This window comes from Nesterenkonia lutea, assembly GCF_014873955.1.
Classification (GTDB): Bacteria; Actinomycetota; Actinomycetes; order Actinomycetales; family Micrococcaceae; genus Nesterenkonia; species Nesterenkonia lutea.
Genome location: NZ_JADBED010000001.1, coordinates 185,800 through 208,026, shown reverse-complemented (window position 1 = coordinate 208,026; position 22,227 = coordinate 185,800). Strand labels below are relative to the sequence as shown.

General features: G+C 63.9%; 28 protein-coding genes. All 28 read right to left on the bottom strand.

What is annotated here, in order from left to right:
• Nucleotides 1–106: 106 nt before the first annotated feature.
• Nucleotides 107–955, bottom strand: a complete 849-nt coding sequence (gene map / locus H4W27_RS01025; RefSeq protein ID WP_225939153.1) for a type I methionyl aminopeptidase — start codon at nt 953–955, stop codon at nt 107–109.
• On the bottom strand, nt 952–1,521 hold the full coding sequence (locus H4W27_RS01020) for an adenylate kinase (protein WP_192594284.1): 570 nt from the start codon (nt 1,519–1,521) through the stop codon (nt 952–954). The genes map and H4W27_RS01020 overlap by 4 nt, the downstream gene beginning before the upstream one ends.
• A complete protein-coding gene (gene secY, locus H4W27_RS01015; RefSeq protein WP_192594283.1) occupies nt 1,518–2,825 on the bottom strand; it encodes a preprotein translocase subunit SecY in 1,308 nt (435 codons plus the stop codon). The genes H4W27_RS01020 and secY overlap by 4 nt, the downstream gene beginning before the upstream one ends.
• A gap of 183 nt (nt 2,826–3,008) precedes the next feature.
• Entirely contained in the window at nt 3,009–3,503 is a 495-nt protein-coding gene (gene rplO, locus H4W27_RS01010; protein WP_192594282.1) for a 50S ribosomal protein L15, read from the bottom strand.
• Nucleotides 3,504–3,505: 2 nt separating this feature from the next.
• Entirely contained in the window at nt 3,506–3,742 is a 237-nt protein-coding gene (gene rpmD / locus H4W27_RS01005) for a 50S ribosomal protein L30 (RefSeq protein ID WP_192594281.1), read from the bottom strand.
• Nucleotides 3,739–4,500 carry a 30S ribosomal protein S5 gene (gene rpsE / locus H4W27_RS01000; RefSeq protein ID WP_192594280.1) on the bottom strand — a complete coding sequence of 254 codons (762 nt, stop codon included), beginning with the start codon at nt 4,498–4,500 and terminating at the stop codon, nt 3,739–3,741. Before rpsE ends, rpmD begins: the two co-directional genes overlap by 4 nt.
• Nucleotides 4,497–4,868 (bottom strand): 50S ribosomal protein L18, encoded by a 372-nt coding sequence (gene rplR / locus H4W27_RS00995; protein WP_192594279.1) that lies wholly within the window; start codon nt 4,866–4,868, stop codon nt 4,497–4,499. The genes rpsE and rplR overlap by 4 nt, the downstream gene beginning before the upstream one ends.
• A gap of 3 nt (nt 4,869–4,871) precedes the next feature.
• On the bottom strand, nt 4,872–5,408 hold the full coding sequence (rplF, locus tag H4W27_RS00990; RefSeq protein WP_192594278.1) for a 50S ribosomal protein L6: 537 nt from the start codon (nt 5,406–5,408) through the stop codon (nt 4,872–4,874).
• Nucleotides 5,409–5,428: 20 nt separating this feature from the next.
• The gene (rpsH, locus tag H4W27_RS00985; RefSeq protein WP_192592280.1) at nt 5,429–5,827 is read right to left on the bottom strand and encodes a 30S ribosomal protein S8; all 399 of its coding nucleotides are present in this window, start codon (nt 5,825–5,827) and stop codon (nt 5,429–5,431) included.
• A 111-nt stretch (nt 5,828–5,938) separates the two neighbouring features.
• Nucleotides 5,939–6,517: a 50S ribosomal protein L5 gene (gene rplE / locus H4W27_RS00980; RefSeq protein WP_192594277.1), complete on the bottom strand. Its 579-nt coding sequence runs from the start codon at nt 6,515–6,517 to the stop codon at nt 5,939–5,941.
• A complete protein-coding gene (gene rplX, locus H4W27_RS00975) occupies nt 6,517–6,852 on the bottom strand; it encodes a 50S ribosomal protein L24 (protein ID WP_192594276.1) in 336 nt (111 codons plus the stop codon). Before rplX ends, rplE begins: the two co-directional genes overlap by 1 nt.
• A 3-nt stretch (nt 6,853–6,855) precedes the next feature.
• Nucleotides 6,856–7,227: a 50S ribosomal protein L14 gene (gene rplN, locus H4W27_RS00970; RefSeq protein WP_192592277.1), complete on the bottom strand. Its 372-nt coding sequence runs from the start codon at nt 7,225–7,227 to the stop codon at nt 6,856–6,858.
• A gap of 423 nt (nt 7,228–7,650) precedes the next feature.
• Entirely contained in the window at nt 7,651–7,923 is a 273-nt protein-coding gene (gene rpsQ / locus H4W27_RS00965) for a 30S ribosomal protein S17 (RefSeq protein WP_192594275.1), read from the bottom strand.
• A 2-nt stretch (nt 7,924–7,925) separates the two neighbouring features.
• Nucleotides 7,926–8,213, bottom strand: coding sequence for a 50S ribosomal protein L29 (gene rpmC, locus H4W27_RS00960; RefSeq protein ID WP_192594274.1), 288 nt, complete (start codon nt 8,211–8,213; stop codon nt 7,926–7,928).
• Nucleotides 8,214–8,215: 2 nt separating this feature from the next.
• Nucleotides 8,216–8,632 (bottom strand): 50S ribosomal protein L16, encoded by a 417-nt coding sequence (gene rplP, locus H4W27_RS00955; protein WP_192594273.1) that lies wholly within the window; start codon nt 8,630–8,632, stop codon nt 8,216–8,218.
• Nucleotides 8,632–9,465 (bottom strand): 30S ribosomal protein S3, encoded by an 834-nt coding sequence (gene rpsC, locus H4W27_RS00950; RefSeq protein ID WP_192594272.1) that lies wholly within the window; start codon nt 9,463–9,465, stop codon nt 8,632–8,634. The genes rplP and rpsC overlap by 1 nt, the downstream gene beginning before the upstream one ends.
• Nucleotides 9,465–9,830 (bottom strand): 50S ribosomal protein L22, encoded by a 366-nt coding sequence (gene rplV / locus H4W27_RS00945; RefSeq protein ID WP_192592272.1) that lies wholly within the window; start codon nt 9,828–9,830, stop codon nt 9,465–9,467. The genes rpsC and rplV overlap by 1 nt, the downstream gene beginning before the upstream one ends.
• 67 nt (nt 9,831–9,897) lie before the next feature.
• Nucleotides 9,898–10,179 (bottom strand): 30S ribosomal protein S19, encoded by a 282-nt coding sequence (gene rpsS, locus H4W27_RS00940; RefSeq protein ID WP_058887529.1) that lies wholly within the window; start codon nt 10,177–10,179, stop codon nt 9,898–9,900.
• A gap of 12 nt (nt 10,180–10,191) precedes the next feature.
• Nucleotides 10,192–11,028: a 50S ribosomal protein L2 gene (gene rplB / locus H4W27_RS00935; protein ID WP_192594271.1), complete on the bottom strand. Its 837-nt coding sequence runs from the start codon at nt 11,026–11,028 to the stop codon at nt 10,192–10,194.
• 37 nt (nt 11,029–11,065) lie between these two features.
• A complete protein-coding gene (gene rplW, locus H4W27_RS00930) occupies nt 11,066–11,374 on the bottom strand; it encodes a 50S ribosomal protein L23 (protein WP_192592270.1) in 309 nt (102 codons plus the stop codon).
• Nucleotides 11,371–11,985: a 50S ribosomal protein L4 gene (gene rplD, locus H4W27_RS00925; protein ID WP_192594270.1), complete on the bottom strand. Its 615-nt coding sequence runs from the start codon at nt 11,983–11,985 to the stop codon at nt 11,371–11,373. Before rplD ends, rplW begins: the two co-directional genes overlap by 4 nt.
• Nucleotides 11,986–11,990: 5 nt before the next feature.
• A complete protein-coding gene (rplC, locus tag H4W27_RS00920; RefSeq protein WP_192594269.1) occupies nt 11,991–12,653 on the bottom strand; it encodes a 50S ribosomal protein L3 in 663 nt (220 codons plus the stop codon).
• Nucleotides 12,654–12,676: 23 nt separating this feature from the next.
• Nucleotides 12,677–12,985, bottom strand: coding sequence for a 30S ribosomal protein S10 (gene rpsJ / locus H4W27_RS00915; protein ID WP_022871716.1), 309 nt, complete (start codon nt 12,983–12,985; stop codon nt 12,677–12,679).
• Nucleotides 12,986–13,571: 586 nt separating this feature from the next.
• Nucleotides 13,572–14,762, bottom strand: coding sequence for an elongation factor Tu (tuf, locus tag H4W27_RS00910; protein WP_192594268.1), 1,191 nt, complete (start codon nt 14,760–14,762; stop codon nt 13,572–13,574).
• A gap of 258 nt (nt 14,763–15,020) precedes the next feature.
• On the bottom strand, nt 15,021–17,135 hold the full coding sequence (fusA, locus tag H4W27_RS00905; protein WP_192594267.1) for an elongation factor G: 2,115 nt from the start codon (nt 17,133–17,135) through the stop codon (nt 15,021–15,023).
• An 18-nt stretch (nt 17,136–17,153) separates the two neighbouring features.
• A complete protein-coding gene (gene rpsG / locus H4W27_RS00900) occupies nt 17,154–17,624 on the bottom strand; it encodes a 30S ribosomal protein S7 (RefSeq protein WP_192594266.1) in 471 nt (156 codons plus the stop codon).
• Nucleotides 17,624–17,998 carry a 30S ribosomal protein S12 gene (rpsL, locus tag H4W27_RS00895; protein ID WP_036473238.1) on the bottom strand — a complete coding sequence of 125 codons (375 nt, stop codon included), beginning with the start codon at nt 17,996–17,998 and terminating at the stop codon, nt 17,624–17,626. The genes rpsG and rpsL overlap by 1 nt, the downstream gene beginning before the upstream one ends.
• A gap of 325 nt (nt 17,999–18,323) precedes the next feature.
• A complete protein-coding gene (locus H4W27_RS00890; protein WP_192594265.1) occupies nt 18,324–22,211 on the bottom strand; it encodes a DNA-directed RNA polymerase subunit beta' in 3,888 nt (1,295 codons plus the stop codon).
• Between the last annotated feature and the right edge of the window lie 16 nt (nt 22,212–22,227).

The following is a 22,227-nucleotide window of genomic DNA, read 5'->3' as shown; positions in this document are numbered from 1 at the left end:
CAGCCTACAGGACCTGCCGCCGGGAGGACAACTCCACGACCGAGTCCGGGGCGGTGAGGCTCAGTCCTGAACGGCGGTGACGCTCAGTCCTGAAGGGCGATGACGCTCAGTCTGCTGGGATCGGGACTGGAGTCACGCCGAGCGGCACAAGCTCCGAGGCTCCGCCGTCGGCGGCGGTGAGCACCCAGATGCCCTCAGCGTGACGCGCCACGGAGTGCTCCCACTGACTCGCATGGGAGCGGTCAGTGGTGACGACGGTCCAGTCGTCACCCAGGACACGGGTCTCGATTCCGCCGCGGGTGAGCATCGGCTCGATCGCTAGCGCCATTCCCGGCTTGATCCGGGCGCCCTTCATCCCCGTCGAATAGTTGAACACGTCAGGCGCCATGTGCATCTGCGACCCGATTCCGTGTCCCACATAGTCCTCGAGGATGCCCAGCTGCTTCCCCGGCTGAGCGGCGACATAGTCCTCGATGGCCTCGCCGATCTCTCCGGTGCTCCTGGCCTCGGCGAAGGCGGCGATGCCTCGCCACATCGCGCCTGCGGTGATCTGCGAGAGCCGCTCGTCCTCAGGATCGGCCGTGCCCTCCTGCGCAGATCCCAGGATCGCCGTGCGGGCGGAGTCGGAGTGCCAGCCCTCGACGATGCATCCGCCGTCGACCTTGAGCACATCCCCCTCCTGCAGCACACGCTCCCCCGGTATCCCGTGGACAACCTCTTCGTTGACCGAGGTGCAGATGTAGCCCGGGAACCCGTGATAGTTCAGGAAGTTCGGCCTGGCACCGCGAGCCGTGATGAGCTCGGCGAACACGTCGTTGAGCTGCGCCGTCGTGGTGCCGGGGACAGCCGCCGCCAGCGTGGCGTCCAGCGCCTCGTTCAGGATGGCTCCGGCTGCGGCCATATGGTGCAGCTGCTCCGTGGACTTCAGCTCGATCCGACCGCGGGAGAACATCAGGCCTTGAGCGCTTCCATGATGCGGGCGTTGACCTCGTCCACGGGACCGAGTCCGTCCACTCGCTGCACGAGCCCGCGAGACTCGTACTCGGCGATCATGGGAGCGGTCTCGGATTCGAAGATCTCCAGGCGACGGCGGATGGCGGCCTCGTCGGCGTCGTCCTCCCGGCCCTCGATCTCAGCCCGCTTCTTCAGCCGCGCGATGAGCTCTTCACGGTCGGCGGTGAGCTCCAGGACCACGTCGAGCGAGACCTCGAGGCGTTCGAGCATCTCATCGAGTGCGGCGACCTGGGTGCGGTTGCGGGGGTACCCGTCGAGCAGAAAGCCGTTGGCCGCGTCCTCCCAGGTGAGTCGATCCTCGACCATGCGGTTCGTGACCGAGTCAGGCACCAGGTCTCCGGCGTCCACGTACTGCTGGGCCTCTCGGCCGAGGTCCGTCTGTTCCTTGATGTTCACCCGGAAGATGTCCCCGGTGGAGATGGCGACGATGCCAAGGTCCTGGGAGATCTTCTTCGACTGGGTTCCCTTGCCTGAACCGGCAGGTCCAACAATCAGCATGCGCGTCATCGCAGCAACCCTTCGTAGTTCCGTTGTTCCATCTGTGCATTGATCTGCTTCACAGTGGTGAGGCCCACGCCCACCATGATGAGGATCGAGGTGCCGCCGAACGGGAAGTTCTGGTTCGCACCGATCAGCACGAAGGCGATGAGCGGGATCAGCGCGATCAGGCCCAGGTACAGCGCACCGGGGAAGGTGATCCTGGAGATCACATAGGCCAGGTAGCTCTCCGTGGGCTTGCCGGCTCGGATACCGGGGATGAACCCGCCGAACTTGCGCATGTTCTCGGCGACCTCGTTCGGGTTGAACGTGATCGTCACGTAGAAGTACGTGAAGAAGATGGTCATCAGGAAGAAGGTCGCCATATACAGCGGGTGCGCCCCGCCGACGAAATAGGTCTGCACGAACTCGATGAGCCAGGAGGGCTCCTCCCCCGGCCCGGGTTGGTTGAACTGCGCCAGCACAGAGGGAAGCATCAGCACCGATGAGGCGAAGATGACCGGGATGACGCCGGCCATGTTGACCTTGATCGGGATGTAGGTGGAAGTGCCCCCCACGGTGCGCCGGCCGACCTGGCGTTTTGCATACTGGACCGGGACACGGCGCTGCGACTGCTCGACGAAGACGACCGCGGCGATGGTCACCAGACCGATGAGCGTCACCATCGCGAAGGTCCGCCAGCCCTGGGTGGTCCAGATCTCTCCCATGGCGCCGGGGAAGCCCGCGGCGATGGAGACGAAGATCAGGATGGACATGCCGTTGCCGACGCCGCGCTCGGTGATCTGCTCACCGAGCCACATGATCAGCGCGACACCTGTGACCATGGCGAGGATCATCAGCAGGATCAGCGGCAGGGTGTCATCGGCGATGATCGGGATGTCACAGCCCAGCAGCGCACCGGTGCGCGCCATGGACACCAGCGTGGTGGCGTTCAGCGTGGCGAGCGCGATGGTGAGGTAACGCGTGTACTGGGTGAGCTTGGACTGGCCCTGCGGGCCCTCCCGCTGGAGGTTCTCGAACCGCGGGATGACCACGCGCAGCAGCTGCACGATGATCGCCGCCGTGATGTAGGGCATGATCCCCAGCGCGAATATGGACACCTGGAGCAGGGCTCCGCCGGAGAACATGTTGACGAAGGAGTAGAGGCCGCCCTCAGTGGTGCCCAGTGCAAGACACTGCTGCACAGCTGAATAGTCCACCCCAGGGGCTGGGATGAATGCGCCGATGCGGTAGATCGCGATGATCGCGATGGTGAACCAGATCTTTCGACGCAGGTCGGGTGTCTTGAACACCCTTGCGATCGCGCTGAACAAGCGGCCTCCTGATGCGTGAATTGCCCGTGTGAAGCCTTCGGCCACACAGGCAGTCATACTAACGCGCGGTGCGCACGAGAAAAGAATCCTGCGGCTGCGACCGCCCGGATATGGCGGGCCGAGGCCCGGATATGAAGAGACCCCCGTGGATCACCACGGGGGTCTCTCTCATGTGAGAACCGTTCAGGCCTTCTTGGAAGCAGCCTTCAGCGGCAGCTGCTCGGTGGAACCACCGGCAGCATTGATCTTCTCCACGGCGCTGGCCGAGAAGGCGTGAGCCTTCACGGTCACGGCCACGGAGAGCTCACCGGAGCCGAGAACCTTGACCGGGCGGCCCTTGCGAGCAGCACCCTTGGCGATCAGGTCATCGGCAGTGACGTCTCCGCCCTCGGGGAACATCTCGCCCAGCTTGGTCAGGTTGACCGGCGAGTATTCCACGCGGAACGGATTCTTGAAGCCGCGCAGCTTCGGAAGGCGCATGTACAGCGGAAGCTGTCCACCTTCGAAGCCTGCACGTACCTGGTAACGGGCCTTCGTACCCTTGGTACCACGGCCTGCGGTCTTGCCCTTGGACGCCTCACCACGCCCTACACGGGTGCGGGACTTCTTGGCGCCGCGCGCCGGACGCAGATCGTGGACCTTGAGGACGTTGGAATCTGCAGCGGTGTTCTCTGCCATCCTTAGTTCGCCTCCTCAGCCTTGACTAGATGCTTCACACTGTTGAGCATGCCAACAGTCACAGCATCGGCGGGACGGACCACGGTGTGGCCGATCCGCTTCAGACCCAGCGAGCGGACAGTGTCGCGCTGCTTCGGGTTGGCGCCGATGAGTGAAGAGACCTGCGTGACGGTGAGCTTGTGCTCGCCGACCTTCAGGTTTCGGGCGGTGTTGTAATTGACGGTACTGCGCAAGGTCATGCACCTGCCTTCTGTGCACGGGCCTCGCGGTCAGCCGCCATGGTGCGCAGCATCCGCGCCGGTGCGATCTCGTCGAGAGCCTTGCCGCGGCGGGCTGCCACGGACTCGGGCTCTTCGAGCTGCTTGAGGGCATCGATGGTGCCGTGAACGATGTTGATGGCGTTCACCGAGCCCATGGACTTGGTCAGCACGTCGTGGATGCCTGCGCACTCGAGCACGGCGCGGACAGGACCTCCAGCGATCACACCGGTACCCGGTGCTGCCGGACGAAGCAGGACCACTCCGGCCGCTGCCTCACCCTTGACCAGGTGCGGGATGGTGGATCCGACGCGCGGGACGCGGAAGAAGCTCTTCTTGGCCTCTTCCACACCCTTGGCGATGGCCGCGGGAACTTCCTTGGCCTTGCCGTAGCCGACGCCGACCAGGCCGTCGCCGTCACCGACGATGACCAGGGCGGTGAAGCTGAAGCGACGACCGCCCTTGACGACCTTGGAGACGCGGTTGATCGTCACGACGCGCTCGAGGAACTTGTCCTTCTCCTCTTCGCGACCGCCACGACCGCGACCGCGGCCGCCGCCTTCACTGCGACCGCCGCGACCGCCGCCTTCGCTGCGACCTCCGCGACCGCCGCGCTCACCGCGAGCTGAGTTGCTGTTCTCACCGGCTGCCTGAGTCTGCGCAGCAGTCTCGGGGGCGGCGGTCTCTTTGGCCTCAGTCACAGACGAGTCCTTCTCGGGGTTGTTTGCGTTCTCACTCACAGCTTCAGCCCACCTTCCCGGGCGCCGTCAGCGACGGCTGCCACGCGACCGTGGTACTTGTTGCCGCCGCGGTCGAAGACCACGGCGTCGATGCCTGCTGCCTTGGCGCGCTCGGCGACGATCTCGCCGACCTTCTTCGCTTTGGCGGTCTTGTCGCCGTCGAAACTGCGCAGGTCTGCCTCCATAGTGGTGGCGGAGACCAGGGTCGTTCCCTCGAGGTCGTTGACGACCTGAGCGACCATGTGGCGAGCGGAACGGTTGACCACCAGGCGCGGACGCTCAGCGGATCCGTTGAGCTTCTTGCGCAGGCGGAGGTGGCGGCGGCCGCGGGCAGCGGATTTGGATTTGCCCTTGATACCAATAGCCATGGTTTACTTACCTGCCTTTCCGGCCTTGCGGCGAACCTGCTCGCCCTCGTAACGCACGCCCTTGCCCTTATACGGGTCAGGCCTGCGCAGTTTACGGATGTTGGCGGCGATCTCGCCGACCTGCTGCTTGTCGATGCCGCTGACAGCCAGCTTGGTGGCGCTCTCCACCTGGAAGGTGATGCCCTGTGGGGCCTTCACCGGAACCGGGTGGGAGTAGCCGAGTGCGAACTCCAGATCGGAGCCCTTCGCCAGCACGCGATAACCGGTGCCGACGATCTCGAGCTTCTTGGAGTAGCCCTCGGTGACACCGATGATCATGTTGTTGATCAGGGTGCGGGTCAGGCCGTGGAGTGAACGCGATTCGCGCTCATCGTTGGGACGGGACACCGTGAGGGTGCCGTCCTCGTTGTCGACGGTGATGCCTTCGGCAAGAGTGCGGGAAAGCTCGCCCTTGGGCCCCTTGACGGAGACCTGGCGACCTTCCAGCTTGACCTCGACGCCGGCAGGAATGGTGATCGGAAGACGACCGATGCGTGACATAGTGCTTCGACTCCTTCCGGTTACCAGACGTAGGCGAGGACTTCCCCACCTACACCCTTCTTGGCTGCCTGCCGGTCCGTGAGGAGACCGGAGGACGTGGACAGGATCGCGATGCCGAGGCCGCCCAGGACGTGCGGGAGGTTGGTGGACTTCGCGTACACCCGGAGCCCGGGCTTGGAGATGCGGCGCAGGCCGGCGATCGAACGCTCACGGTTCGGGCCGAACTTGAGGTCGATGGCCAGGGTCTTGCCGACCTCGGCCTCCTCTTCGCGCCATTCGGTGATGTAGCCCTCCGCCTTCAGGATGTCGGCCACGCGCACCTTCAGCTTCGAGCTGGGCATGGACACCTGATCGTGGAAAGCCGAATTGGCATTGCGCAGACGTGTCAGCATGTCTGCGACTGGGTCAGTCATTGTCATGAGGGGCTTCTGCCCTTCCTCGCCGTGGTTTCCAGTCTCCCGAGGAACTCGATGATCCGGCTGTTGCCGAACCGATCGGAACCTTTGGTGAAGGGACCTGCGGCGTAGTGCTTATTGGTCGGTCTTGAAGGGGAAGCCCAGCGCCTTGAGCAGCGCGCGGCCTTCCTCGTCAGTCTTGGCGGTGGTCACCACGGTGATGTCCATGCCGCGGGGGCGATCGATCTTGTCCTGGTCGATCTCGTGGAACACCGACTGCTCGGTCAGGCCGAAGGTGTAGTTGCCGTTGCCGTCGAACTGCTTGCCGCTGAGTCCGCGGAAATCACGGATGCGGGGCAGGGCGAGGGTCACGAGGCGGTCCACGAATTCCCACATGCGGTCGCCACGCAGGGTGGTGTGGGTACCGATCGGCATGCCTTCGCGAAGCTTGAACTGCGCGATGGACTTCCGAGCGCGGGTCACCTTCGGCTTCTGACCGGTGATCTTGGTCAGATCCTCGACGGCGCCCTGGATGAGCTTGGAGTCACGAGCTGCCTCGCCGACTCCCATGTTGACCACGACCTTGACCAGGCCGGGGACCTCCATGACGTTGGAGTAGCTGAACTCGTCCTGCAGCGTGGGGCGGATGTCCTCGCGGTACTTGGTCTTCAGCCGCGGGGCGGTCTTCTCAGTCTGGCTCTGAACCTCAGTCATCACAGGTCCTTTCCGGAGGCCTTGGCGACGCGGATGCGCACAGTCTTGCTGACGCCATCACGCTCCACGGTCTCCTGCCGGTAGCCGACGCGAGTGGGCTTGCCCGACTCGGGGTCGACCACAGCGACGTTGGAGATGTGGATAGTGGCCTCAGACTCCACGATGCCACCCTCGGTGCTGCCGGACTGGCCGGCACGGAGGTGACGCTTCATGCGGTTGACGCCCTCGACGAGGACGCGTTCCTTGGCGGGCAGGACCTGCAGGACCTTGCCCTGCTTGCCCTTGTCCTTGCCGGTGAGGACCTGGACGAGGTCGTCCTTCTTGATCTTGGCCATGAGTCAGAGCACCTCCGGAGCGAGCGAGACGATCTTCATGAACTTCTTGTCGCGCAGTTCGCGACCCACCGGCCCGAAGATACGGGTTCCGCGCGGCTCCGGAGTGTCACCCTTGAGGATGACTGCAGCGTTCTCATCGAAGCTGATGTAGGAGCCGTCGTTGCGGCGGGTCTTCTTCTTGGAACGCACGACGACAGCCTTGATGACGTCGCCCTTCTTGACATTTCCGCCCGGAATTGCGTCCTTGACGGTGGCGACGAATGTGTCGCCGATACCTGCATAGCGGCGTCCCGATCCACCGAGGACACGGATGACAAGGACTTCCTTGGCACCGGTGTTGTCGGCGATCTTGAGCCGCGATTCCTGTTGAATCACTTGGTTTCTCCTGTCGTCTCACTGGTTCTCGCACTCGTGCCGATCATCTCGGCTGGCGAGCCTTGTGGAACTTCTAGCCTGAGTCGGACACCTGAGACATCGGGTGATGCCACTGGCCTGTCGTCCGACTTACCTGACAGTCCCCTGGCCGCTTACCCACACACTCTCCGTCCGTGAGGACGGGCAGTTGAATGCATGGCCGAGGCGGCGTTTCCCGGGGCCCGAGGGCCCTTTCGGGGACGTGCGCTGTCCTCTGAGGTGGATAGCCTCATCTATAAGGGCGCACAGCCTCAAAATCATACACGAGATGCGCCAAGGGCCCAACTCCACACGTTTCGTGCGGAAGTCGGGCCCCGGGCGCTGCAGCGTGTCCCCCCGGACAGCCTCCAGATCAGCAGACCTGGACGCGGACCGAGGAGAGGATCACTCTGCCTTCTCGATGATCTCAGCCAGCCGCCAGCGCTTGGAGGCTGACAGCGGACGGGTCTCAGCGATCACCACAGTGTCGCCGATGCCTGCCTGCTCGTTCTCATCGTGTGCCATGAATTTGGTGTGCCGCTTCATGATCTTGCCGTAGAGGCCGTGCTTGCGACGATCCTCGACCTCGACGACGATGGTCTTCGCCATCTTGTCGGAGACGACGACGCCGCGCAGGGTCTTGCGGTCATTGCGGGTCTCTGCAGATGCTTCGCTCATGCTCAGTCCTCAGCCTTCTCGTCGTTCTGCTCATCGGCCGAATCAGAGGAGGCTGCGTCGGCATCGACATTCTCGCGAATGCCCAGCTCGCGCTCACGCAGCACCGTGTAGATACGGGCGATGTCGCGCTTGATGTCCCTCAACCGGCTGGAGTTCTCCAGCTGGCCGGTGGCGGACTGGAAGCGGAGGTTGAACAGCTCTTCCTTCGAAGAGCGCAGTGCCTCTGCGAGGCCTGCGGAGTCCATCTCTGCGAGCTTCTCAACGGTCAGCTCATTGGTTCCGACTGCCATTGTCACTCACCACTCTCTCGGCTGATCACGCGTGCCTTCATGGGCAGCTTGTGGATTGCCAGCCGGAGCGCCTCTTTGGCGACTTCCTCACTGACACCTGACAGCTCGAACATGATGCGTCCGGGCTTCACGTTGGCGATCCACCACTCCGGTGAACCCTTGCCGGAGCCCATGCGGACCTCGGCAGGCTTCTTCGTCAGCGGCTGGTCGGGATAGATGTTGATCCAGACCTTGCCGCCACGCTTGATGTGGCGGGTCATGGCGATACGCGCAGCTTCGATCTGGCGGTTCGTCACGTAGGCCGGATCAAGGGCCTGGATGCCGTACTCGCCGAAGGCGAGTTCAGTTCCTCCCTTGGCACGCCCGCGGCGCTTCGGCCGGTGAGGCTTGCGGTACTTGACTCGACGTGGCATCAACATCAGTTCTGCCCTCCTTCAGCGCCAGAACCTGCTTCAGCGGGTGCCTGGGCACCGGCTTCGCGACCGCGGCCTGGACCGCGACGACGACGCTCTTCGCCGCCACGGGCTCCACCGGGTCCACCGGCTCCACCGCGACCGCCACGGGCTCCACCGCGACCGGAAGGCTGTGCAGCCTGCTGCGCGGCGAGTTCCTTGGCGGTGAGATCGCCCTTGTAGACCCAGACCTTCACGCCGATGCGGCCGAAGGTCGTCTTGGCCTCGTGCTTGCCGAAGTCGATGTTCGCGCGCAGCGTGTGCAGCGGAACCCGACCTTCGCGGTAGAACTCGGAGCGGGACATCTCTGCACCGCCGAGACGACCGGCGCACTGGATGCGGATGCCCTTTGCGCCGGAGCGCATCGCCGAGGTGATGGCCTTCTTCATCGCACGGCGGAACGCCACACGGGCAGCAAGCTGCTCGGCGACGCCCTGTGCCACGAGCTGCGCATCGGTCTCGGGGCTCTTGACCTCGAGGATGTTCAGCTGGATCTGCTTGGCGGTGAGCTTCTCGAGCTCGCTGCGGATGCGGTCCGCCTCGGCGCCGCGGCGACCGATGACGATGCCGGGACGTGCTGTGTGGATGTCCACCCGGACACGATCGCGGGTGCGCTCGATCTCAACCTTCGAGATGCCTGCGCGCTCCACGGTCTTGGCCAACAGCTCACGAATCTGGACGTCTTCTTTCACGAAGTCCTTGTAACGCTGACCGGCCTTGGTCGAATCGGCGTACCAGTGCGAAACGTGGTCAGTGGTGATGCCCAGACGGAAACCATTGGGGTTGATCTTCTGTCCCACTACTGATCCCCACCTTTCTCTTCGGCGCCGACCACGATGGTGACGTGGCTGGTGCGCTTGTTGATGCGGAACGCCCGGCCCTGCGCACGGGGGCGGAACCGCTTCATGGTCGGACCTTCGTCGACGCGTGCCTCGGTGATGAAGAAGGCGTCTTCGTTGAAGGCGACTCCTTCCTTGTCTGCGTGCTGGCGAGCATTCGCCAGAGCAGAGGCGACCACCTTGTACACCGGCTCTGTAGCGCCCTGGGGGGCGAACTTCAGAATGGCCAGTGCTTCGTTGGCCTGCTTGCCGCGGACAAGGTCGACGACGCGCCGGGCCTTCATAGGCGTCACACGCAGGTAGCGCGCAATTGCCTTGGCTTCCATTGCTTTCCTTCTCTCGTCTTGTGACACGAAGTTCAAGCTCGCTCTCGCTCCTCAGTTGAGGAAGCGATCAGCGGCGCTTGCCCTTCTTGTCGTCCTTCACATGGCCGCGGAATGTACGCGTCGGAGCGAACTCGCCGAGCTTGTGCCCGACCATCGACTCAGTGATGAACACGGGGATGTGCTTGCGTCCGTCATGCACGGCCACGGTGTGGCCGAGCATGTCGGGGATGATCATGGAACGGCGGGACCATGTCTTGATGACATTCTTGGTGCCCTTTTCGTTCTCAGCGACGACCTTGAGGTACAGGTGCTGATCAACGAAGGGGCCCTTCTTCAAGCTGCGTGGCATGTCTCCAGGCTCCTATCGCTTGTTCTTGGTACGACGGCGACGCACGATGAGCTTGTCGCTTTCCTTGTTCGGACGGCGGGTGCGGCCCTCTGGCTTGCCATTCGGGTTGACCGGATGACGTCCACCGGAGGTCTTGCCCTCGCCACCACCGTGCGGGTGGTCGACCGGGTTCATCACAACACCGCGGACGGTCGGACGAACGCCCTTCCAGCGCATGCGTCCTGCCTTGCCCCAGTTGATGTTGGACTGCTCGGCGTTGCCCACGGCACCGACGGTTGCCCGGCAGCGCACGTCGACGTTGCGAACTTCACCGGAGGGCAGACGCAGCTGGGCATACTTGCCCTCGCGGGCGACCAGCTGGATGGATGCACCTGCTGAGCGCCCGAGCTTCGCGCCGCCTGCTGGCCGCAGCTCCACTGCGTGCACCACGGTGCCGAGCGGGATGTTGCGCAGCGGCAGGTTGTTGCCGGGCTTGATGTCTGCGTTCGGGCCGGACTCGACCGCGGCACCCTGCTCCAGCTTGGCTGGGGCGAGGATGTAGCGCTTGGTGCCGTCGATGAAGTGCAACAGGGCGATGCGAGCAGTGCGGTTGGGGTCATACTCGATATGAGCGACCTTCGCCGGCACGCCGTCCTTGTCTGCACGACGGAAGTCGATGACGCGGTACTGACGCTTGTGCCCACCGCCCTTGTGGCGTGTGGTGATCTTGCCTGAGCTGTTGCGGCCGCCCGTCTTGGACAGGGGGCGCAGCAGGGACTTCTCCGGGGTGTCCCGGGTGATCTCTGCGAAGTCGGCCACAGACGAGCCGCGTTGGCCCGGTGTGTTCGGCTTGAGGTTACGGATAGCCATATTCTTCTTCCTCGATCAAGTGGTTCCGATCAGCCGATCAGGCTGCGGATCCTCCGAAGATGTCAATGTTGTAGCCCTCTTTGAGGGTGATGATGGCGCGCTTGGTGCCGGTGCGCGAGCCCCATCCGAACTTGGTGCGCTTGCGCTTGCCTGCCCGATTGATGGTGTTGACCGAGTTCACCCGCACGGAGAAGATCTTCTCCACGGCGTATTTGATCTCGGACTTCGTGGCCCGGGGGTCCACCAGGAAGGTGAACTTGCCCTCGTCGATCAGCCCGTAGGACTTCTCCGACACGACGGGTGCGATGATGACGTCGCGCGGGTCCTTGCTTGTCAGGACGCTCACTTGGTCTCCTCCTTCGCAGTGCCCTGTGCCAGGAAGGCGTCATAGCCGGCCTGCGTGAACACGATGTCGTCAGAGACGATGACATCGTAGGTGTTCAGCTGATCGGCATACAGGGTGTGGACGTGGGGCAGGTTGCGAGTCGACAGTGCGGCGATGTCATCGCTGCGGTCGATCACGACGAGCCAGTTGCGGTTCGCTCCGCCCAGGCTCGCCAGTGCAGCCTTGGCCGCCTTGGTCGAGGCCTGATCGGCGACCAGGGAGTCCACCACGTGGATCCGGTCATTGCGTGCCCGATCGGAGAGGGCTCCGCGCAGTGCGGCGGCCTTCATCTTCTTGGGGGTGCGCTGAGCGTAATCACGCGGGGTCGGGCCGTGGACGACGCCACCGCCGACCATGTGCGGTCCGCGCAGCGAACCCTGACGGGCACGACCGGTGCCCTTCTGGCGGAACGGCTTCGCGCCGGTGCCTGAGACCTCGGAACGAGTCTTGGTCTTGTGGGTGCCCTGACGAGCCGCGGCCCGCTGGGCGACGACCACCTGGTGGATCAGCGCGACATTGGTCTTGGCGTCGAATACCTCTGCGGGGAAGTCGACAGAAACCTTGTTGGCCATGTGGATCATGCTCCCTTCACTGCGGTGCGGACCAGGACGACCTGGCCACGAGCACCCGGAAGGGCGCCCTTGATGAGCAGCAGGTTCTTCTCGGCGTCCACAGCGTGGATGGTGAGGTTGTGCGTGGTCTGTCGGACCCCGCCCATACGACCAGCCATGCGCAGACCCTTGAAGACGCGGCCCGGAGTGGATGCGCCACCGATGGAGCCCGGCTTGCGGTGGTTCTTGTGCGAACCATGCGACGCGCCGACACCGGCGAAGCCGTGGCGCTTCATGACACCGGCGAAGCCCTTGCCCTTGGTCTTGCCCACGACATCGACCTTCTGGCCGATCTCGAAGGCGTCGACGCCCAGGTCCTGCCCCAGCTCATAGGAGCTGGAGTCAGAGGTGCGAATCTCGACGACGTGGCGACGCGGGGTCACACCGGCCTTCTCGAAGTGGCCGGCCAGCGGCTTGGTCACCTTGCGGGGATCGATGCGGCCGAAGCCGATCTGGACGGAGTTGTAACCGTCGCTGTCCGCCGTGCGGATCTGGGTCACGACATTGGAGTCGGCCTGGACAACAGTGACTGGGATGAGAACGTTGTTCTCGTCCCAGACCTGGGTCATGCCGAGCTTCGTGCCCAGCAGTCCCTTGACGTTCAGTTCAACGCGGGAAATATTGGTCATAGTTCTCTCAGCACCTCCCTGCTCTAAAGCTTGATCTCGATGTTGACGTCTGCAGGCAGGTCGAGTCGCATCAGGGAGTCGACGGCCTTGGGCGTCGGGTCCACGATGTCGATGAGGCGCTTATGAGTGCGCATCTCGAAGTGCTCGCGAGAGTCCTTGTATTTGTGGGGAGAGCGAATCACGGCGTACACGTTCTTCTCGGTGGGCAGCGGCACGGGGCCGACTACCGTTGCACCAGCACGTGTGACCGTGTCGACGATCTTCCGGGCCGAGGTGTCGATGACTTCGTGGTCATACGACTTCAGCCGGATGCGGATTTTTTGTCCCGCCATGCGTTGAGCCTCTTTCTGGTGTTCTGACATTCGTCTCTCGTCGCAGCCCACGACTTCACGGAGCCAGTCGGCTCCCAGAAAGGCAACGCGCACTCCCCGAGGGAGGTGGCGGATCTGACCTTCTGCAGTTATGGGCTGCGCACCCGGGCGGAGAGACTCGGATGACCGGGCCGCTCGTCGCTTATCAGGTGCACGTTCCGGGCAGTTCGAATCCGTCCGTGTTCGGGTGCTGTGTCACCACAGACCCCGACGGGTTCCTCGTCCTGCCGGATCTCCGACCCCCGCGGTCGGGCGTGTCGCTTCGATGAGCAGAGACTCTGCGCACAGCGATACACACCGCGAGGTGCCGGTGTTGAAGTTTCAGCTGTTCGCTCAGCGCTGTGGCCACAAAGGGACACAGGGGCATGACGCCCGTGAGCAACCTGTCCATTCTCACACAGATCCCCGGTCACTACAAACAGGGACACCACAAACAGGAATCCCCGGTGACCATGGTCACCGGGGATTCCTGCTGTTCGCAGAATCGAGGATTCCGATCCGTGCTCAACGTCGTCGGGAGCGCTGCCCCCGACTCAAGACCTCGGTCTTACTTGAGGATCTTGGTGACTCGACCTGAGCCGACCGTGCGTCCACCCTCGCGGATGGCGAAGCCGAGGCCCTCTTCCATCGCGATCTCCTGGATGAGCTCGACGGTCATCTCGGTGTTGTCACCGGGCATGACCATCTCAGTGCCCTCGGGCAGCGAGATGACGCCGGTGACGTCGGTGGTCCGGAAGTAGAACTGCGGACGGTAGTTGGTGTAGAAGGGGTTGTGGCGTCCGCCCTCATCCTTGGAGAGGATGTAGACGTTGGCCTCGAACTGCGTGTGCGGCGTGATGGAGCCGGGGGCAGCCACGACCTGGCCGCGCTCGACGTCATCGCGCTTCAGACCGCGGAGCAGCAGTCCACAGTTCTCGCCGGCCCAAGCCTCATCGAGCTGCTTGTGGAACATCTCGATGCCGGTCACGGTGGTCTTCTGCTTGGGACGGATCCCGAGGATCTCGATCTCGGAGTTGATCTTCAGCGTGCCGCGCTCGGCGCGGCCGGTCACCACGGTGCCGCGACCGGTGATGGTGAAGACGTCCTCGATCGGCATCAGGAACGGCTTGTCCTTGTCGCGCTCCGGCTCGGGGATGAACGTGTCGACTGCCTCCATGAGGTCCTCGACGGTCTTGACCCACTCGGCGTCGCCCTCGAGAGCCTTCAGGCCTGAGGTGCGGACGACCGGTGCGTTGTCACCGTCGTATCCCTGTGAATCGAGGAGCTCGCGCACCTCCATCTCGACGAGGTCGAGAAGCTCTTCGTCCTCGACCATGTCAGACTTGTTCAGCGCCACCAGCAGGGCGGGGACGCCCACCTGGCGTGCGAGCAGCACGTGCTCGCGGGTCTGAGCCATCGGACCGTCAGTGGCGGCGACGACCAGGATCGCACCGTCCATCTGAGCAGCGCCGGTGATCATGTTCTTCACGTAGTCAGCGTGACCGGGGGCGTCCACGTGTGCATAGTGGCGCGCCTCGGTCTGGTACTCCACGTGGGAGACGTTGATCGTGATGCCGCGCTCGCGCTCCTCAGGAGCGTTGTCGATCGAGGCGAAGTCGCGGCCCTGGTTCAGGTCCGGGTACTTCTCCGACAGGACCTTCGAGATCGCGGCGGTCAGGGTGGTCTTGCCATGGTCGACGTGACCGATGGTGCCGATGTTAAGGTGCGGCTTGTTACGCTCGAACTTTGCCTTGGCCACAGGTTCCTCCTAAAGAACTTGTTCAGGTAAGAAGACTTACTCCAGCCGCACTGTCAACGAGGCTGAAACTCATGCAAGTCTACTAATCCCTAGGTATTTGGTGAAATTATCCGAATGGTGGTGCGTGGAGAGTGATGGAGGTCATGCGGGGACCTCGTCTCCTCGAAGCAGTGCGCCGGGCGGTGGGCCCGACCCGGTCCTCCGGGCCGCTGAACGGGTTCACACGAGTTCAGCGGGCCCGGGGAGCCGGGTTGAGGATCACGCGCCGCGGTTCTTCTCGATGATCTCCTCTGCCACGGCCTTCGGAACCTCTGCGTAAGAGTTGAAGGACATGGTGAAGACCGCACGGCCCTGCGTGCGCGAGCGCAGCTCGCCGATGTAGCCGAACATCTCGGACAGCGGCACGAGTGCCTTGATGACCTTCACGCCTGCTGCGTCATCCATGGACTGGATCTGGCCGCGGCGGGAGTTCAGGTCACCGATGACTTCGCCCATGTACTCCTCAGGAGTGCGGACTTCGACGGACATCATCGGCTCGAGCAGCACGGGGCTTGCTCGGCGTGCGCCTTCTTTGAAGACCTGGGATCCGGCCATCTTGAAGGCCATCTCCGAGGAGTCGACATCGTGGTAGGCGCCGTCGACCAGTTCAGCCTTGACACCGACCATCGGGTAGCCGGCGAGAATGCCGAGACCCATGGCGTCCTGGATGCCTGCGTCCACCGAGGGGATGTACTCGCGGGGGATGCGTCCACCGGTCACCAGGTTGGCGAACTCGTACATCTCGCCGTCCGAGGTGTCCAGGGGCTCGAAGTTCATGAGCACCTTGGCGAACTGGCCCGAACCACCGGTCTGCTTCTTGTGGGTGTAGTCGACCTTCTCCACACGCTTCTTGATGGTCTCGCGGTACGCGACCTGGGGCTTGCCCACATTGGCCTCGACGTTGAACTCACGGCGCATGCGGTCCACCAGGATGTCCAGGTGAAGCTCGCCCATTCCGCCGATCTCGGTCTGGCCGGTCTCGTCGTTCTGGGTGACCGTGAAGGTCGGGTCCTCGGCTGCAAGCTTCTGAATGGCCGTGGAGAGCTTCTCCTGGTCACTCTTGGACTTGGGCTCGATGGCCACGGAGATCACCGGCTCCGGGAAGGTCATCGACTCGAGCACGATCTGCTCATTCGGATCGCACAGCGTATCGCCGGTGGTGGTGTCCTTGAGCCCGATGACCGCGTAGATGTGACCGGCCTGGATCTCCTCGACCGGGTTCTCCTTGTTCGCGTGCATCTGGAAGAGCTTTCCGATGCGCTCCTTCTTGCCCTTCGTGGAGTTCACGATCTGCGCGCCGGCGGAGAGCTTGCCGGAGTACACGCGGATGAAGGTGAGCTGACCGAAGAAGGGGTGGGAAGCGATCTTGAACGCCAGAGCGGAGAACGGCTCGTCCTTGCGCGGACGACGAGTCAGGATGACGTCTTCATGGTTGGGCTTGTGGCCCTCCATGGCCTCGACGTCTGCCGGAGTGGGCAGGTAATCGATGACGGCGTCGAGCATCGGCTGCACGCCGCGGTTCTTGAACGCGGAGCCGCAGAACACCGGGTAGGCGGCCGAAGCCACGGTGAGCTTGCGAACGCCTTCCTTGAGCTCGTCGTTGGAGATCTCTTCGCCCTCGAGGTACTTGTTCATCAGCACGTCGTCGGCTTCGGCGACCTGCTCGATGAGCGTGGTGCGGTACTCCTCGGCGCTCTCCCGGAGGTCCTCGGGGATCTCGCGGGTCTCGTACTCGGCGCCCATGGTCACGTCACCCTTGGCATCGCCGGGCCACACGAGGGCCTTCATCTGCAGCAGGTCGACGACACCGACGAACTCGCTCTCGGAACCGATCGGCAGCTGCATCACCAGGGGTGTTGCGCCGAGACGGGACTTGATCGTGTCCACGGTGTAGTAGAAGTCGGCACCGAGCTTGTCCATCTTGTTGACGAAGCAGATGCGCGGCACGTTGTACTTGTCGGCCTGGCGCCAGACAGTCTCGGACTGCGGCTCCACGCCTTCCTTGCCGTCGAAGACTGCGACGGCGCCGTCGAGCACACGCAGGGCGCGCTCCACCTCGACCGTGAAGTCGACGTGGCCGGGGGTGTCGATGATGTTGATCTGGTTGTCGCCCCAGAAGCAGGTCACCGCGGCGGAGGTGATCGTGATGCCGCGCTCTTTCTCCTGCTCCATCCAGTCCGTCGTGGACGCACCGTCGTGAGTTTCACCGATCTTGTGGTTCATGCCGGTGTAGAACAGGATGCGTTCAGTTGCGGTGGTCTTACCGGCATCGATGTGAGCCATGATGCCGATGTTGCGGACCTTCTTGAGGTCAGTGAGCACGTCTTGTGCCACGGTGATTCCCCTTTTCTATTACCAGCGGTAGTGGGCGAAGGCCTTGTTGGACTCTGCCATCTTGTGAGTGTCCTCGCGGCGCTTCACTGCGGCACCGAGGCCGTTGGAGGCGTCGAGGATCTCGTTCATCAGGCGGTCCGTCATGCTCTTCTCGCGGCGATCCTTGGAGTAGCCGACCAGCCAGCGCAGGGCGAGCGCGGTCGAGCGACCGGGCTTGACCTCCACGGGCACCTGGTAGGTGGCGCCGCCGACGCGGCGGGAGCGGACCTCCAGGGCGGGCCGGACATTGTCCATGGCCTTCTTCAGGATCGTCACAGGATCTTCACTGGACTTCTTGGCGACACCGTCGAGGGCGCCGTAGACGATGCGCTCTGCGGTGGACTTCTTGCCGTCGACCAGGACCTTGTTGATCAGCTGAGTGACCAGCGGGGATCCGTGGACCGGATCCTGGACGAGAGGGCGCTTAGGTGCGGGTCCCTTACGAGGCATTACTTCTTCTCCTTCTTCGCGCCGTAGCGGGAGCGAGCCTGACCGCGTCCCTTGACACCCTGGGTGTCGAGGGCGCCGCGGACGATCTTGTAGCGGACACCGGGAAGGTCCTTCACACGGCCGCCGCGGACGAGCACGATCGAGTGCTCCTGCAGGTTGTGTCCCTCGCCGGGGATGTAGGCGGTGACTTCGACGCCGCCGCCCAGACGAACACGGGCCACCTTGCGGAGCGCGGAGTTCGGCTTCTTCGGGGTCGTGGTGTACACACGGGTGCATACGCCGCGACGCATCGGGCTTCCCTGCAGTGCAGGGGTGTTGTTCTTGGTGCGCTTGGGATGACGCCCCTTGCGCACAAGCTGCTGAATAGTAGGCACTATGCGTTCTCCATACGTGTAGTGAGGGAAACAGAGGGTTCAGACTCTGCCCGCGGTCGATAGTCGGCACACTGTCCGCGGGCTCTGGTCCCTAGGCGTGCAAAAATGTGGCATTCGCTGCGCAACTTCCCCGCAACCCGGACCGAGTCCCTCTGCCACATCAGAAACAATCAGGTTAACAATACCAGGAGACCGACCAGAGCGCGAGTGCCGGTCTCGGCACCGACGCGAGAGGCCCGGAGGAGCATCGCTCCCCCGGGCCTCTCGGCTGGTCAGTCCCGGTGCCTGTTCAGCTCAGCACCTCGTCGAACTGGGATGTCACCGCTCAGCGGAAGTCGACATCCGTGTTGTAGTCGTCGAGCGGGATGGCATGGAACTCGCCGTCGCCCTCGGCTCCTGCATAGTCGAAGCTGGAGCCGTAGAGGCTGGGGCCGGTGAACAGATTGGCCTTGGCCTCCTCGGTGGGCTCCACCGTGGACTGCGTGTAGCGATCCAGACCGGTGCCGGCCGGGATCAGCTTGCCGATGATCACGTTCTCCTTCAGACCCAGCAGCGGATCGGACTTGCCCTCCATGGCTGCCTGGGTCAGCACTCGGGTGGTCTCCTGGAAGGAGGCCGCCGAGAGCCAGGAATCCGTGGCGAGCGAGGCCTTGGTGATGCCCATGAGCTCGTCGCGTCCCGACGCCGGCTGCTTGCCCTCTGCCACTGCCTTGCGGTTGGCGGCGGTGAAGCGGAAGCGATCGGCCAGCTCACCCGGAAGCAGCGAGGTGCCGCCGGAATCGATGACCGTGATGCGGCGCAGCATCTGCCGGACGATGACCTCCACGTGCTTGTCGTGGATGCCCACGCCCTGCGACTGGTAGACGTCCTGGACCTCGGAGACGAGGAACTTCTGCGCGGCGCGGGGGCCGAGCACTCGAAGCACCTGCTTGGGGTCCACGGCGCCGGCCACCAGCTGCTGGCCGACCTCGACGTGCTCACCGTCGTGGACGAGCACTCGTGCGCGACGCAGGATCGGGTAGGCGTGCTCCTCGGAACCGTCATCCGGAGTCAGCACCAGGCGGAGCTGCTTCTCGGAATCATCCAGGTTGACCCGTCCCGCGACCTCAGCGATGGGAGCGACACCCTTGGGTGTGCGCGCCTCGAAGAGCTCCTGGATGCGGGGCAGACCCTGGGTGATGTCATCGGCCGAGGCGATGCCGCCGGTGTGGAAGGTACGCATGGTCAGCTGCGTGCCGGGCTCACCGATGGACTGCGCGGCGATGATGCCCACGGCCTCGCCGATGTCCACGGTCTGTCCCGTGGCCAGCGACCGGCCGTAGCACCGGGTGCACGTGCCCACCGCGGACTCACAGGTCAGCACCGAGCGGATCTTGATCTCGGAGACACCTGCGGCGAACAGCCGGTCGATGAGGACATCACCGACGTCGGAGCCGCCCTCGGCAAGGACGTTTCCGGCCTCGTCGCTGACGTCGACTGCCAGCGTGCGTGCGTAGGCGGAGTTCTCCACCTCGTCATGCAGCTTCAGCTCGCCGTTCTCGTCCGCGACGGCGATCGTCACAGTCAAGCCGCGAGATGTCCCACAGTCCGCCTCGCGGACGATGACGTCCTGGGAGACGTCGACCAGACGACGGGTCAGGTAGCCCGAGTTCGCCGTCTTCAGCGCCGTGTCCGCCAGGCCCTTGCGGGCGCCGTGGGTGGCGATGAAGTACTCGAGGACCGAGAGGCCCTCGCGGTAGGAGGACTTGATCGGGCGCGGGATGATCTCACCCTTGGGGTTGGTCACCAGACCACGGATGCCCGCGATCTGCCGGACCTGAAGCCAGTTGCCTCGGGCGCCGGAGGTGACCATCCGGTTGATGTTGTTGTGCTCATCCATGCCGGCCTGCATGGCCGCAGCCACCTCGTCGGTGGCCTTGGTCCAGATCTCCACCAGCTCGGAGTGGCGCTCGTCATCGCCGATCAGACCCATGTCGTACTGGGACTGGACCTTGGCGGCCTGGTCCTCGTAGACATCCATGATCTTCTTCTTGTCCATGTTCGAGGTCACGTCCGAGATCGCGACGGTGACTCCCGAGCGGGTGGACCAGTAGAAGCCGGCGTCCTTGAGGTTGTCCAGGGTGCGGGCGGTGACGTTGTTCGGGTAGCGCTCCGCGAGATCGTTGATCAGCGTGGAGAGCCGTCCCTTGTCGGCCACCGTGTCATGCCAGGGGTAGTCCTCGGGCAGGGTCAGGTTGAACAGCACCTTGCCCAGTGTCGTCTTGATCGTGGCGGGCGTGCCCGGCTCCCAGCCCTCGGGAGCCTCGACCTCTGCGGAGGGCACGAAGCCCTCCACCGTGATGTTGACCGGCGCATTGATGTGCAGCTCGCGCAGATCCATGGCCATCTGCGCCTCACCCACGGAGGAGAAGGAACGGCCTGCGCCGGTCTCGTCCTCGCGCTGGGTGGTCAGGTGGTGCAGACCGATGATCATGTCCTGCGAGGGCAGCGCCACCGGGCGGCCGTCCGAAGGCTTCAGGATGTTGTTCGAGGAGAGCATCAGGATGCGCGCCTCGGCCTGGGCCTCGGGTGAGAGCGGCAGGTGGACTGCCATCTGGTCGCCGTCGAAGTCAGCGTTGAACGCCGAGCAGACCAGCGGGTGCAGCTGAAGGGCCTTGCCCTCCACCAGCTGCGGCTCGAAGGCCTGGATTCCCAGACGGTGCAGGGTGGGCGCGCGGTTGAGCAGCACCGGGTGCTCGGTGATGATCTCTTCGAGAACATCCCAGACCTGGGGGCGCTGACGCTCCACCATGCGCTTGGCCGACTTGATGTTCTGCGCGTGGTTGAGGTCGACCAGACGCTTCATCACGAAGGGCTTGAACAGCTCCAGCGCCATCTGCTTGGGCAGACCACACTGATGCAGCTTCAGCTGCGGGCCGACCACGATGACAGAACGCCCGGAGTAGTCCACGCGCTTGCCGAGCAGGTTCTGGCGGAACCGGCCCTGCTTGCCCTTGAGCATGTCGGAGAGCGACTTCAGCGGACGGTTGCCCGGTCCGGTGACCGGACGGCCGCGACGACCGTTGTCGAAGAGCGAGTCCACGGACTCCTGAAGCATGCGCTTCTCGTTGTTGACGATGATCTCGGGCGCACCGAGATCCAGGAGCCGCTTCAGCCGGTTGTTGCGGTTGATGACGCGACGGTACAGGTCGTTGAGGTCGGAGGTCGCGAAGCGTCCACCGTCCAGCTGCACCATCGGGCGGATCTCCGGGGGGATCACCGGGACGGCGTCGAGCACCATGCCGCGCGGAGTGGTGCCGGTGGAGAGGAACGCGTTGAGCACCTTCAGCCGCTTCAGGGCGCGTGTCTTGCGCTGACCCTTGCCGGTGGCGATGATCTCGCGCAGACGCTCTGCCTCGGCCTCCATGTCGAAGGTCGCCAGGCGACGCTGAATCGACTCAGCGCCCATGGAACCCTCGAAGTACTGGCCGTAGCGGGTGCGCATCTCGCGGAAGAGCGCCTCATCACCCTCAAGATCAGAGACCTTGAGGTTCTTGAAGCGATCCCAGACCCGCTCGAGCTGCTCGATCTCGGCGTCGGCGCGCTTGCGCACCTGCGACATCTGCTTGTCAGAGGTGTCGCGTGCCTTCTTCTTCTCGGCGGCCTTGGCACCCTCGCCCTCCAGGCGCTCGAGGTCACCCTCGAGGTCCTTGGAGATGGCGGCGATGTCTGCGTCGCGCTGATCGGCCAGGTGCTTGAGCTCCTGGTCGATCTCCGCCTGCAGGTTGGGCAGGTCATCGTGGCGACGGTCCTCGTCCACCTCGGTGATCATGTACGCGGCGAAGTAGATGACCTTCTCCAGGTCCTTCGGAGCAAGGTCGAGCAGGTAGCCCAGACGTGAGGGCACGCCCTTGAAGTACCAGATGTGGGTCACCGGTGCGGCGAGCTGGATGTGACCCATACGCTCACGGCGCACCTTGGCGCGAGTGACCTCGACGCCGCAGCGCTCACAGATGATGCCCTTGAAGCGGACCCGCTTGTATTTGCCGCAGTAGCACTCCCAGTCCCGGGAAGGTCCGAAGATCTTCTCGCAGAAGAGTCCGTCCTTCTCGGGCTTCAGGGTGCGGTAGTTGATGGTTTCAGGCTTTTTGACCTCACCATAGGACCAACCACGGATTTCGTCACCGGTGGCAAGCCCGATACGCATTGTGCCGAATGAGGATTCTTGGGACATAGTCCGGTATCTCTCT

Coding starts and splice junctions, on each gene's coding strand:
- H4W27_RS01020 (WP_192594284.1), bottom strand. CDS start 1,521: ATGACGCGCATGCTGATTGTTGGACCTGCCGGTTCAGGCAAGGGAACC.
- rplO (WP_192594282.1), bottom strand. CDS start 3,503: ATGGCAGAGAACACCGCTGCAGATTCCAACGTCCTCAAGGTCCACGAT.
- rpmD (WP_192594281.1), bottom strand. CDS start 3,742: ATGACCTTGCGCAGTACCGTCAATTACAACACCGCCCGAAACCTGAAG.
- rplR (WP_192594279.1), bottom strand. CDS start 4,868: ATGGCTATTGGTATCAAGGGCAAATCCAAATCCGCTGCCCGCGGCCGC.
- rplF (WP_192594278.1), bottom strand. CDS start 5,408: ATGTCACGCATCGGTCGTCTTCCGATCACCATTCCTGCCGGCGTCGAG.
- rpsH (WP_192592280.1), bottom strand. CDS start 5,827: ATGACAATGACTGACCCAGTCGCAGACATGCTGACACGTCTGCGCAAT.
- rplE (WP_192594277.1), bottom strand. CDS start 6,517: ATGACTGAGGTTCAGAGCCAGACTGAGAAGACCGCCCCGCGGCTGAAG.
- rplX (WP_192594276.1), bottom strand. CDS start 6,852: ATGGCCAAGATCAAGAAGGACGACCTCGTCCAGGTCCTCACCGGCAAG.
- rpsQ (WP_192594275.1), bottom strand. CDS start 7,923: ATGAGCGAAGCATCTGCAGAGACCCGCAATGACCGCAAGACCCTGCGC.
- rpmC (WP_192594274.1), bottom strand. CDS start 8,213: ATGGCAGTCGGAACCAATGAGCTGACCGTTGAGAAGCTCGCAGAGATG.
- rplP (WP_192594273.1), bottom strand. CDS start 8,632: ATGTTGATGCCACGTCGAGTCAAGTACCGCAAGCCTCACCGGCCGAAG.
- rplV (WP_192592272.1), bottom strand. CDS start 9,830: ATGGAAGCCAAGGCAATTGCGCGCTACCTGCGTGTGACGCCTATGAAG.
- rpsS (WP_058887529.1), bottom strand. CDS start 10,179: ATGCCACGCAGCTTGAAGAAGGGCCCCTTCGTTGATCAGCACCTGTAC.
- rplB (WP_192594271.1), bottom strand. CDS start 11,028: ATGGCTATCCGTAACCTCAAGCCGAACACACCGGGCCAACGCGGCTCG.
- rplD (WP_192594270.1), bottom strand. CDS start 11,985: ATGGCCAACAAGGTTTCTGTCGACTTCCCCGCAGAGGTATTCGACGCC.
- rplC (WP_192594269.1), bottom strand. CDS start 12,653: ATGACCAATATTTCCCGCGTTGAACTGAACGTCAAGGGACTGCTGGGC.
- rpsJ (WP_022871716.1), bottom strand. CDS start 12,985: ATGGCGGGACAAAAAATCCGCATCCGGCTGAAGTCGTATGACCACGAA.
- rpsG (WP_192594266.1), bottom strand. CDS start 17,624: ATGCCTCGTAAGGGACCCGCACCTAAGCGCCCTCTCGTCCAGGATCCG.
- H4W27_RS00890 (WP_192594265.1), bottom strand. CDS start 22,211: ATGTCCCAAGAATCCTCATTCGGCACAATGCGTATCGGGCTTGCCACC.